This window comes from Bacillus sp. AY3-1 (assembly GCF_008368785.1).
Taxonomy (GTDB): Bacteria; Bacillota; Bacilli; order Bacillales; family Bacillaceae_G; genus Bacillus_A; species Bacillus_A wiedmannii.
In genome coordinates, this window is record NZ_QORZ01000021.1 from 174,174 (window position 1) to 186,964 (window position 12,791).

The following is a 12,791-nucleotide window of genomic DNA, read 5'->3' on the forward strand; positions in this document are numbered from 1 at the left end:
AAAAAAACTATCCACCTGTTACAGTGGATAGTTTTTTTATTTACTTAATTGCTTCATGGACTTTTAATTGTTTCCCTTTAATCGTTGTAGTTTTCATAGTCTTTAAAACAATTGGTCCTTTTCCATTTAATATTTCAACGTAAGAAACATTGTCCTGTATCGTAATAATTCCTATATCTTCTGCTGTAACACCTTTAATTTTAGCAATTGTGCCGACAAAATCTACCGCTCTAATTTTCTTTTTCTTCCCACCATTAAAGTACAGCTTCATAATCCCTTTGTTTAAGTCTGCACTTTTATCTTTCTTTATAATTGGTTTAGCATGTATTTTTTCCTCAAATACTGCCTTCCCTTTCATAACCTCTTCTTTTGAAGGTGCATATGCCTTTGGAATTTCAAAGCCGATGTACGCCTCAATTTCTTCTAAAAATCTATCTTCATACGGAGTTATGAATGTAATAGCTTTTCCTTTATTGCCAGCTCGTCCCGTTCTTCCCGTACGATGTACATAACTTTCTTTTTCTAACGGAATATCATAGTTAATAACATGTGTAATATTATCAATATCAATTCCTCTAGCAGCTACGTCTGTCGCTACTAAATAACGGAACTTTCCTTTTCTAAAATCGTCCATAACTTCAAAACGATCTTCTTGCACCATACCACCATGTATTTTGTCACAAGGATAGTTAACACGGTTTAACTGTCTAAATACGTGATCTACATTTTCTTGTGTACGGCAAAAAATAATACAACTATCTGGATTCTCAATTGTTGTTACATCTTTAAGAAGTGAAAGCTTCTCCTCTTCTCTCGTCTCAAAAAGTGTATGTTCAATTTTGTCTGTGGTAATCCCGGCAGCCTTAATTTCAATATGCGTTGGCGAATCCATATACGTACGGGATAACTTTTCAACATCTTCTGGAAGTGTTGCCGAAAATAGCATTGTCATTCGCTTTGTAGGTAATTCATCAATAATTGCCTCTACTTGATCAATAAAGCCCATATTTAGCATTTCATCTGCTTCATCAATGACTAAATACTTCAGACATTCTAAAGAAAGGGTACCTTTTTCAATATGATCTAACACACGGCCAGGAGTCCCCACTACGATATGTGTCTTTTGTTTTAACTCTAATTTTTGACGTGCAAATGGAGACTTACCATAAACGGCCGCAGCCTTAATTCTTTTGAAGCGGCCTATATTCGTAATATCTTCTTTCACTTGAACAGCAAGTTCTCTCGTCGGCGTCAAAACTAATGCTTGTGGCTTATTCTCTTCCCATTCCACCATTTCACAAAGTGGAATACCGAATGAAGCTGTTTTTCCACTTCCAGTTTGCGATTTTACAACAAGATCCTTCTTTTTCAATGCAACTGGAATAACCTCTCCTTGCACTTCTGTTGGATTTTCGTAGCCTAAACCAGTAAGTGCTCTTACAATTTCTTTACTTAATGCATAATTGGTAAAGCTTTTTTTATTCATATATTAACCTCATTTTATTCTGTATTATTTTCTTCTTTATCGTTTCCTATCACTGAATTATCATGTAGATACTATCACCTTATTCATTATACTTGAAAGCTCACATAAAAAGGCAAATCGTGCAAGATTCATCTTTTTATATAGGAATAAACAAAAGGTTTCTTTATTCCGAAAAAAATTTTAGAAATATTATTTCAGAATAAAAATAACCTCCGTCATTCCATCTAATGTTCAACTAAATGATAATGCCTTTTCTTTTTAATGTTTGCCTTCAATAAAATAGTTGTTATCACTGACAACACTCCTATCTAGATTCTAATAAACGAACAATAAGGATAGAATAATGTTTTAAATTCGCTTTTAACACTATTCCATCATATATATACTCTGTTTTTTAAAAAAATGTTAAGAAATACTTTGACTTCTTCATAAAAATGATGTAAATTATCCTATGGACGAACATTTTTAATTAATAGAAATAAAATATTCGTATTTTAGGGGTGTAAATGATGGAAAACGTATTCGACTATGAAGATATTCAATTAATTCCTGCAAAATGTATTGTAAACAGCCGCTCTGAATGTGATACAACTGTCACTTTAGGTAAACATAAATTTAAATTACCTGTCGTACCTGCAAATATGCAAACGATTATTGATGAAAGAATTGCAACTTATTTAGCTGAAAACAATTACTTCTATATCATGCATCGTTTCCAGCCAGAGAAACGTATCTCATTTATTAGAGATATGCAATCACGTGGATTAATCGCTTCTATTAGCGTTGGTGTAAAAGAGGACGAATATGAATTCGTACAACAATTAGCTGCTGAGCAACTTACACCTGAATACATCACGATTGATATTGCACACGGACATTCTAATGCTGTAATCAACATGATTCAACATATTAAAAAGCATTTACCAGAAAGCTTCGTTATCGCTGGAAACGTTGGAACTCCAGAAGCGGTAAGAGAATTAGAAAACGCTGGTGCTGACGCAACAAAAGTCGGTATTGGACCTGGTAAAGTTTGTATTACTAAAATTAAAACAGGCTTTGGAACTGGCGGTTGGCAACTAGCTGCACTTCGCTGGTGTGCAAAAGCTGCAAGTAAGCCAATTATCGCTGACGGTGGTATTCGTACACACGGCGACGTAGCTAAATCTATTCGATTTGGGGCGACTATGGTTATGATCGGTTCTCTATTCGCTGGTCATGAAGAGTCTCCAGGGGAAACAATTGAAAAAGACGGCAAACTTTATAAAGAGTACTTCGGTTCAGCTTCTGAATTCCAAAAAGGCGAGAAGAAAAACGTTGAAGGTAAGAAAATGTTCGTTGAGCATAAAGGTTCTTTAGAAGACACTTTAATCGAAATGGAACAAGATCTTCAATCTTCTATCTCTTACGCTGGTGGAACAAAATTAGACTCAATTCGTACTGTAGATTATGTAGTCGTGAAAAACTCTATTTTCAACGGTGATAAAGTATATTAATTTTTAAATTTAACTCGAAGGACAAGCATTTTATGCTTGTCCTTCTTTTTCATATATAAAAATGTAAAATATTTTCATTTTACTGAATTTTCTAGTATCATATTTTTAGATACTTATAATAAGGGGGATATAACAAATGAAAAATGTAATTGAGAAACGCCATATTCGCACAGAAGTCCCTACTGAACTAACATGGGACCTCTCTGATTTATACGAATCTGATAAAGAGTGGGAAACTGCATTACGTGTATTAACAAACGATATAAAAAAACTTGATGCGTTTAAAGGACAATTACACACTAGCCCCACTACCTTATTACATTGCCTACTTTTAGAAGAAGAGCTTTTAATGAAGTTAACAAAATTATACTCCTATGCAAATTTAAAAGAATCAACTGATCGTACAAATCCAGTTATTCAAGCGAACTCTTCCAAAATTGCTGCTTTATGGACGAAAGTACATACTGCACTATCCTTTATCCATAATGAAATCCTCTCATTCGATGAAGGAACAATTGAAAAGTATTTACACGAAGAAACAAAACTCGAACCTTTCCGTAAATCATTACTAGACATCCTACAAAAAAGGCAGCACACGCTCTCTCCTGAAACAGAAGAAGCCCTTGCTGCACTTGGCGAAGTACATAATTCTCCATACAAAATTTACGGTATGACTAAATTAGCCGATATGGATTTTACCTCCATACAAGACGAACAAGGAAACGAACTCCCTGTATCATTTGCATTATTTGAAAGCAAATATGAGTTCTCTCCAAGCGCAGACATACGTAGAAAAGCATACTCATCATTTATCTCCACCTTGAAACGATATAAGAATACAGTGGCAACAACATATGCTACTGAAGTAAAAAAACAAGTAACACTCTCTCGTTTACGCAAATTTGAATCTGTTACTCATATGCTTTTAGAACCTCAAAAAGTTCCACTTGAAATGTATAACAATCAACTTAATATTATTTATAAAGAATTAGCGCCTCATATGCGCCGTTTTGCAGATTTAAAAAAGAAAGTATTAGGACTCGATCAAATGCTGTTCTGCGACTTACATGCACCTTTAGATCCCGAATTTAATCCAACTATCACATACAAGGAGGCTGGTAAATTAATTCAAGATTCTTTAAAGGTGTTAGGCGATGAATATAGTTCCATTATCCAAAAAGGATTCAAAGAAAGATGGGTTGATCTTGCAGATAACGTAGGCAAATCAACCGGAGCATTTTGTTCAAGCCCATATGGCTCTCATCCATACATTTTAATTACATGGCAAAATACGATGCGTGGATGCTTCACATTAGCCCATGAATTTGGGCATGCTGGTCATTTTTATTTAGCAAATAAAAACCAGCGTATTATGAATGTACGTCCATCTATGTACTTTGTTGAAGCACCATCTACAATGAATGAATTACTATTAGCCCAGCATTTATTAGCAACTACTGACGACAAGCGAATGCGCAGATGGGTGATTCTGCAACTACTTGGCACATATTATCATAACTTTGTTACTCACTTACTTGAGGGAGAATATCAAAGAAGAGTATATACCCTAGCAGACGAAGGAGAAGCACTTACAGCTACAACTTTAACTGAAATAAAAACAAATGTACTTTCGACATTCTGGGGAAATTCTGTAGAAATTGACGAAGGTGCTGGCTTAACTTGGATGCGTCAACCTCATTATTATATGGGTTTATATTCTTACACCTATTCCGCAGGCCTCACTGCATCTACTGCGGTAGCTCAAATGATTAAAGAGGAAGGACAACCTGCCGTTGATCGCTGGTTAGATGTACTTCGCGCTGGTGGTACGATGAAACCACTTGAATTAATGAAGCATGCCGGAGTCGATATGTCAAAACCAGATGCAATCCGCAGGGCTATTTCTTACGTCGGTTCCTTAATTGATGAATTAGAACGCTCTTATCAAGAATAAAAACAAGCCCTCGCTTTATGAGGGCTTGTTTCATATTTATTTTCCAAATCTTTTACGGTATCCACATTTCCTGCATAGCTCTTCGACTGCAACTCTTTTCGAAAATCCATCGACAATGTTTGTTGCTCTTTCACCTTCTATAATGTTAGAAAATGAGTCATTATTAATATTCCCAAGGTTAATAATCCCCTCACCATCTAAACAACAAGGAATAACCGTTCCGTTCGCTAAAATACCAGCTTGATTTCGAAGACCATGACAGAATCCTTTTCCATCATCCTCTTCTTCATGTAATGCCGGCCACTGGAATTCATAGTCTTGATTAATAAAGACACGTTCCGCAATTTTTATACCTTTTCCTGGTGTAAGCTTCTCTTCGATTTGATAAGATAGACCAAACTCATTTTCAATGATGGATAGTAAATCTCTATTTTTCTGGATTTCAGCGTTTGTTTTATTATCCTGAGTTAAATTCCATAACCGTAGTGAAACAATTAAATCCGATTGACTTGTCGCCTCTCTAATGAAGGAAAGTATACTCCTTACATAACCTTCTTTATCTTGCGAACCTGGATGCCCATCAAAACTGTGCAGTGAAAAATTCATTTGTCTTAACGCAGGCTTATTTAACAGTCTATGCCTTCTCTTATTAATTAACGTTCCGTTCGTTGTAATATTAACTTTAAACCCTTTTTCATGGCTCAAATCTAATAGTTGATCTATTTTCGGATGGAGCAATGGCTCACCCTTCACATGCAAATAAATGTAGTCTGTGTGAGGTTTAATTTGGTCTAATCTTTTAGCAAAATCCTCCACAGAAATGAATTGCTTCTGCCTTTCCGTCGGCGGACAAAAGCTGCACGCAAGATTACATACACTCGTAATCTCCAAGTAAAACTTTTTAAACTTCTTCACCTTTAATTCCTCACTTCTATGACTACTTATACTTTTTCCTCTTCATATTACAACACACTTTTTTATAAATAGAAACATACTTATTTTAGGAAATCTTCGTACTACCTATTAATGTTTAAAAGACCATCGGTGTTTTTTTCCAATGGTCTTTTTATATACAAAAAGTAATTTTATTTATGATACGGTTCTCCACGATTAATACGAAACGCTCTATACACTTGCTCAAGCAATACTAATCGCATTAATTGGTGTGGTAATGTCATCTTTGAAAAAGAAAGAGATTCGTTTGAACGCTTCATTACTTCTGAACTTAGTCCAAGTGATCCACCAATTACAAAGGCAACTTTACTCTTTCCATATGTAGCAAGACGATCTAAGCTTACTGCAAATTCTTCTGATGATTTTTGCTTTCCTTCTATCGCTAACGCAATGACATGCGTATCGTCAGAAATTTTATCCAGTATACGTATACCTTCTTTTTCTTTTACAATTAACATTTCTGCTTCACTTAAATTTTCTGGCGCCTTTTCATCTGGCAATTCAATTACTTCTACTTTTGCGTATGCAGATAATCGTTTTAAGTATTCTGCTATACCTTGTTTTAAATATTTTTCTTTTAATTTCCCAATTGAAATAATCGAGATATTCACACTCATTCCCCACCTTACAAACATGTTATCCACATAACTTATCCACATATCCACAATTGTTACCCACATATTGTGTGAGAATCTGTGTTCGATACAACATATGTCGCCTCGTTTTGACAAAATTCACATGTTTTTTTCTCTTTTCCTGAGTTATCCACATTGTTGATAACTGGTGCAACTTCACACTCATCCACAATAATATCTAAAGCTAATTCAACATGTTCTAAACAACAAGGTAAATTCATATTCTTCACCTCACTTTTCTACAATAGAAAACAGGAGGTAGGCCCTCCTGTTTTTAATACTTTTGAATGCCTAGTTTAACCGTTGTTGTTGCTCGTTTTGTACCACGATAAAACGTAAGAGTCATTTTATCATTAATTTTTTTATCATATAAGGCCGTACGGAATCCGATAATATCGCGAACCGGTTTTCCATCTACTGCTACAATCACATCGTGTTCTCGTAAACCAGCATCTACACCTGGCGAAGGACTCTTCACATCTAAAATGCAAACTCCCTCTGTTACATTGCCTGGTAAATGCAATGTTTTTGACCAATGGTAATTTGGAATCTCATTTAACGATCTAAGTTCAATTCCAACATACGGTCTCCTTACTTTTCCGTACTTCTCTAATTCATTCATAATTGGAACAGCTCTAGTAACTGGAATAGCTAGTCCAATTCCTTCTACTTCTTTTGCTGCAATTTTCATTGAGTTAATGCCTATTAATTGACCTGCCGCGTTTACAAGCGCACCACCACTATTACCTGGATTAATCGCTGCGTCTGTTTGCAAAACTTCTACTTGCCAATCATAATGTCCATCTTGATCTAAATCTACAGGGACAATACGTTCATTAGCCGAAATAATGCCTTGTGTGACAGTTCCAGAAAATTGCAGCCCCAGTGGGTTTCCAATCGCAATGACCGGCTCCCCTCTACGAACAGTATTAGAATCGCCAATTTCAATTATTTTTTTCACATGCTTTGCATCTATTTCTAGTACAGCTAAATCTGTGACTACATCGGTTCCTAATACTTTCCCGGGAACCTTCTTACCGTCACTTAAACTTACTTCAATACGATTTGCTCCAGCGACAACATGATTATTCGTTACAATATAAGCTTGGCCATCTGTCTTTTTATAAATTACACCCGATCCTGTACCAGCTTCTGAATCTGCCTCTGAAAAATTATCTCTTTGAATATTAATAACGCCAACAACAGCTTCAGACGCACGATCAACAGCATCAACGAAGCTAATCTGTTTAATTCCTTGAGCTTCAGCCATATTACTTCCACTTGCTTCAGCTTGCGGAAGCGCCCCCGCATCATTCGCAAATAAAGGAGCTCCAAATGCAAATAACGAAGCTCCTACAATTGTTCCTGCTATACTAGAAACAACAATACCTTTATGCTTCTTTTTTCTTGCACGTTTCATACGATAATTTTCTTCATCAATAAAGGACATATTTGTTCACCCATCTTCCTGAAAACAACTATATTCACCTTTATTGTTTACTAAAATGAAGAATTATACGTATTGAATTTTTGTAGGCATTTTCGGATCTGTATCATGAATTTCGAAGGCTTCTCCCACTCCAAATCCTTTTTCCTCTAATACTTGTGATACTGACATACGTGCTAGTTCTTTCATGTTATTATCTAAACTTAAATGGGCTAAATAAATATGTTTTGTCTCATCTGTAATTACATCCGCCATCGCTAATGCAGCGTCCTCATTACAAACGTGACCCACATCACTTAAAATACGTCGCTTAATACTCCATGGATAACGTCCCATACGAAGCATTTCCACGTCATGATTACTTTCAAACACGAAAGCATTAGCACCCTTAATAACACCTTTCATACGATCACTCACGTATCCCGTATCTGTAATAAGGGCTAACTTTCTATTATTGTTATGAAAAGCATAGAACATCGGCTCTGCCGCATCATGAGAAACCCCAAATGACTCGACCTCAATATCACCGAATGTTTTCACATCCCCAACTGAGAAAATAAACTTTTGCTCAGTTGGGATATTTCCTATTAAATGTTCCATTGCATTCCATGTTTTCTCATTTGCATAAACAGGTAAATCATATTTACGTGCCAATACACCTAACCCTTTAATATGGTCACTATGTTCATGTGTTACAAGAATACCTGATACATCATTTATATTTAGTTCTGCCTGTTTAAATAAAGCCTCTGTTGCTTTACCACTTAAACCTGCATCGACGAGTAATTTTTTTTCATCTGTTCCTACATATAGCATATTCCCTGTACTTCCACTTGCAAGTACGCTAAAATGCAACCCCATTCTTTCTCACTCCAGTATGTTCATCAACCACTTGATTTTCCCTTTCCCCTAATTCCATAACTTGTCCTTCAATTGCATTTACAAAGAAGTCCTGCTTCTGCTCCGTTTTTAAATTCCATGTTGGAGCAAGTACTTGGTTATTAGAAGTAGATGCGGTAAGGGTGGCATAACCAATTTGTGCTTCTTTTACATGTGTATTCCCATGAACTTTATTTTTTAAATACAGATTTTCTAAAGCTGTTTGAGCAGTAATAATTTCTTGCTGTTTCGTTTTTTCACTTTCGCCCATTTCTTTTAAATCAGTTAGCATCGTCTGCGTGTACGACACAAGTTCATTTTTTTCATTTAATTCCACAACAATCATTGCCTGATCGTTATAGAAAATAGGCTTATCTTTATATTTTTGGAAGAAGTAAATTTTAGATTCTTTCATCGCCCCAAGCTCATACTTTTGTCCATCCAATACATAGTTCTTCAAAAAATCACTATACTTATCTTTGGATAATGATTTTGTATTTAAAAAGGGCTCTTTTAGCTTACTTTCTATCTTGTACATATTTTGTATATGCACCGTTTGACTCTTTAAAGACTGTACATCTTCTTCTTTAAATGCCTTGTTTTCCGCCCTAATAAATGACTCTTTTTTCGGTTCTTTAGGGAAATTACCCATAGTAATTTTGTTTGCTTTTAATTCTTGATCTATCTTTGTTTCTGCAATAAGCTCCAATTGATTACTATCTTGCTTTTGAATGAATTGAAAAATGAGAAAGAGGTCCAAAACAAAAAAGGTCACAATAAATATGGTTTTAATCCGATCCCAATCCATTTAGTCCTCCCTCACTCCACTCATATATTTTTTGTTTACCCGCTTCATCTTCAACAAACTTTACATACCAAATTGGCTGTAGTCGAGCTACTTGCCCATCTAGTGATAATTTGTATCCAATACCAATGTCTTTAATGAATCGTTTATCTACCGCGGCATTATTTTCTAAGGATGCTATTACAACGTGACCTGATGGAAGAGTAACCTTCTGTTCTATACCTTTCGTATTTAAAGACAACAACGGTCTTTCATATTCCATTACTTCTTCTGATCCCCATATTTGTCTCAATTCAGCTAATCCATCTGTATTGAATACGGAATATCCATCTTCATGTAAACGGAATACCGTCTGTCCTTTATTCATATAGTCCAAACGATATGAATCCAAACTCCCACTGTGACCATTTACAAAATCAAAGCTTTTTTGTAAAAGCACTAAATTATCTGTCGTTTTCTCACTTGAAACAGAAGAATTTTTATACTTTAGCATATGACGATCATTTTCAATCTCCATGGACCTAATACCATCTGTAAATGTTTCTTTCGACTTCTCGGTAATAGGGCTTAAATAACGTGGGTCACTAAAAAGAGCATTCTTAAATGTGTCGACCGCTAAATTAGATGAAATATATGTTATATTACTCAATTCTGTCGTTCCATCTGGTAAAAATAGCTTTTTCATATCATTAATTTGATAGTCAAAATAAGGTTTTGCCGATACTATAAATTGATTTTGTGCATTTACAATATCTTTTAAATACACACCACTTAATTTTGCTTCATATATTCTAGAGTTATCGCCATCAGAAACAAAATTAATTTTAATTTCTTGATCCCTACTTCTAGAAGGGTCAAGAATAATTCGATTAAAATGTTTAGGCTTATCTATACTTTTTTCTTTCATATTAAACATAGATTTAACTGCATCAAATGGGATGTTGGTAGGAAAAACAAGTTCCATTTTCCCTTCACCATGCACATAAGAAAGGAAATCAGCCTTAGCAATCGATATCTCTTTGAAATCATGTAATTCCCCTGCTTCCAAAGGTTTATAGATTGATTCTATATCGCCCTCTCTTTTGCTCCCGTAATGATTTTTATCTTTATGCACGATGATAGAAGTAGGACGGACAACATCAGCAATTTTAGTTTGAGTAGTTCCTTCATTCCCCTGCACAAATTTTGCATTTTGCATAGACGTGGAATCTGGCACATACGTCCATAAGTTAAAAGTAAGAAATAGGCTAATTACAACTAAATTAATTAAAACTATCGTTTTAACATTTTCCATACTCATTCCCAATCGTCCTCTTCATCCGCTGCCATTGGCAATGTGAAGTAAATAGTTGTCCCTTTTCCTTCCTCACTCTTCGCCCAAATCGAGCCACCATGCGCCTCAATCATTTCTTTCGCAATTGCTAATCCAAGTCCTGTACCACCCATTTGTCTTGAACGTGCTTTATCTACGCGATAAAAACGTTCAAAGATTTTATCGACGTTTTCTTTTGGAATACCCATTCCTTGGTCACTTACACTAATCTCTAATAATTCCCCGCGATCACGTAAGCGATATGTTACTGTTCCACCTTCTGGTGAATACTTTAATGCATTTGAAATAATGTTATACAAAACTTGCGTAATTTTATCCGTATCCATATCAATAAATCGGGATTTCTTAGAGAAAGATCGTTTGAAGCTTACGTTTTGCTCTTTAGACATTTCAAAACGATCAATAATGTTATTAAAGAAGTCAGTAAAGTCGACCCATTCTTTCATTAAACGATGTTCTGTACTATCAAGTTTAGAAAGTTGCAATAACGCATTTACAAGTCTAATCATTCTTTCTGTTTCTTCTTGTGTAACTGTTAAAAATTGCGGTGCAATATTCGGATCTTGCCACGCGCCGTCCGTAAGCGCCTCTAAGTAACTGCGCATCGTTGTTAATGGCGTTCTTAATTCATGGGAAACGTTTGCCACAAACTCACGGCGTTCCCTTTCTATACGCTCCTGCTCAGTTACATCATATAATACGGCAATTAAACCATTTGCTTTCCCTGTCTCTTTTTGAATAACAGAGAAACTAGCACGTAAAATATATGGCTCATTTCTCGTACTAAAATCTAATAAAACGGAATCAGGCTCTTCGTATAAATGATCGAGCGTAAATTCTTCTTGTATCCCTAATACTTCTAAAACAGATTGATCGAGCGCCGTTTCACGCGAAACATTTAGCATCTTTTCCGCAGGATCATTTAATAAAATAATGTCCCCTTTTCGGTCAGTAGCAATTACTCCATCTGTCATATGTGATAAAACAGATGATAATTTACGTCTTTCACTTTCCGTTGAAGAACGAGCTTGTTGTAATTTTTTTGATAAATTATTGAAAGATAATGCTAATTGTCCTATTTCATCATGGCTATGCACTTTTACTTTTCTTGAATAGTTTCCTTTTGCCATTTCAATCGCTTGTCTTCGCATATCTGAGATTGGTCTCGTAATCGTTTGAGCTAACAAAATTCCAAGTACAGCTGTTACGAGTAATGCAATAACGGTTCCAGTCGCAAAAATTTGATTAATATCCTTCATCTGTTTATAAACATCTTCCATAGATGCAACAATGTAAATAACACCAAGTGCATCCTTGCCGTTATCATCTAGAATAGGAGTAAGCATAACTTGTACACGATGGCCTGTACGACCATCCTTCTCAATTTTCACTTCTGGCTTTTTTTGTACCAATACCCGTTGAACAGCTATATCAGTTGATGTTCTATTTACCTTGTTTTGCTTTGACTCATCTGAAATAGCGAGTAACTTTCTATGCGCATCAAATACACTTACCTCTTGGATATCTTTCTTTCGATCAGAGGCAAATTTTCGAATTGAAGTTTTAATCGTTTCATCTGTTGATTCTGTTTCTGCTTTTGTATAACTTTTTTTAAACTCTTGTTTCAAGTTATATGATAATAAGTTCGTTTGCTGCGTTAAAGAATCTCTAAAGCCTTGTACAAGACTCTTTTCTAACTCTCTTACAAAATATACCCCAATAACCTGCATAGCTATTAATATTAATAGCATATATATGAGTACAAATTTTAAATGAATAGATTGAAAAAAACCAACTTTCTTCAT

General features: G+C 35.2%; 11 protein-coding genes. 2 read left to right on the forward strand and 9 right to left on the reverse strand.

The window, feature by feature from the left end:
• Positions 1-40: 40 nt before the first annotated feature.
• Positions 41-1,486: a DEAD/DEAH box helicase gene (locus DN389_RS22845; protein ID WP_046958612.1), complete on the reverse strand. Its 1,446-nt coding sequence runs from the start codon at positions 1,484-1,486 to the stop codon at positions 41-43.
• Between the two features lie 509 nt (positions 1,487-1,995).
• On the opposite strand from DN389_RS22845, the gene guaC reads away from it, so the two are divergent.
• Positions 1,996-2,979: a GMP reductase gene (gene guaC, locus DN389_RS22850; protein ID WP_000432444.1), complete on the forward strand. Its 984-nt coding sequence runs from the start codon at positions 1,996-1,998 to the stop codon at positions 2,977-2,979.
• 136 nt (positions 2,980-3,115) lie between these two features.
• Positions 3,116-4,933: an oligoendopeptidase F gene (pepF, locus tag DN389_RS22855; RefSeq protein ID WP_149237647.1), complete on the forward strand. Its 1,818-nt coding sequence runs from the start codon at positions 3,116-3,118 to the stop codon at positions 4,931-4,933.
• Positions 4,934-4,969: 36 nt separating this feature from the next.
• Here pepF and DN389_RS22860 read toward each other — a convergent pair whose 3' ends face one another.
• From DN389_RS22860 to walK, 8 genes are all read right to left on the reverse strand, one after another.
• On the reverse strand, positions 4,970-5,848 hold the full coding sequence (locus tag DN389_RS22860) for a radical SAM/SPASM domain-containing protein (RefSeq protein WP_000713629.1): 879 nt from the start codon (positions 5,846-5,848) through the stop codon (positions 4,970-4,972).
• A 170-nt stretch (positions 5,849-6,018) separates the two neighbouring features.
• Positions 6,019-6,498 carry a 23S rRNA (pseudouridine(1915)-N(3))-methyltransferase RlmH gene (gene rlmH, locus DN389_RS22865; protein WP_001027003.1) on the reverse strand — a complete coding sequence of 160 codons (480 nt, stop codon included), beginning with the start codon at positions 6,496-6,498 and terminating at the stop codon, positions 6,019-6,021.
• Between the two features lie 59 nt (positions 6,499-6,557).
• Positions 6,558-6,743 (reverse strand): CxxH/CxxC protein, encoded by a 186-nt coding sequence (locus DN389_RS22870; protein WP_001052831.1) that lies wholly within the window; start codon positions 6,741-6,743, stop codon positions 6,558-6,560.
• 53 nt (positions 6,744-6,796) lie between these two features.
• Positions 6,797-7,972, reverse strand: coding sequence for a S1C family serine protease (locus DN389_RS22875; protein ID WP_149237648.1), 1,176 nt, complete (start codon positions 7,970-7,972; stop codon positions 6,797-6,799).
• Between the two features lie 63 nt (positions 7,973-8,035).
• Positions 8,036-8,830 carry an MBL fold metallo-hydrolase gene (locus DN389_RS22880; RefSeq protein WP_000522836.1) on the reverse strand — a complete coding sequence of 265 codons (795 nt, stop codon included), beginning with the start codon at positions 8,828-8,830 and terminating at the stop codon, positions 8,036-8,038.
• Positions 8,814-9,656: a two-component system regulatory protein YycI gene (locus tag DN389_RS22885; protein ID WP_149237649.1), complete on the reverse strand. Its 843-nt coding sequence runs from the start codon at positions 9,654-9,656 to the stop codon at positions 8,814-8,816. The genes DN389_RS22880 and DN389_RS22885 overlap by 17 nt, the downstream gene beginning before the upstream one ends.
• Positions 9,637-10,953 (reverse strand): YycH family regulatory protein, encoded by a 1,317-nt coding sequence (locus DN389_RS22890; protein ID WP_149237650.1) that lies wholly within the window; start codon positions 10,951-10,953, stop codon positions 9,637-9,639. Before DN389_RS22890 ends, DN389_RS22885 begins: the two co-directional genes overlap by 20 nt.
• Positions 10,950-12,791 (reverse strand): cell wall metabolism sensor histidine kinase WalK, encoded by a 1,842-nt coding sequence (gene walK, locus DN389_RS22895; protein WP_088123832.1) that lies wholly within the window; start codon positions 12,789-12,791, stop codon positions 10,950-10,952. Before walK ends, DN389_RS22890 begins: the two co-directional genes overlap by 4 nt.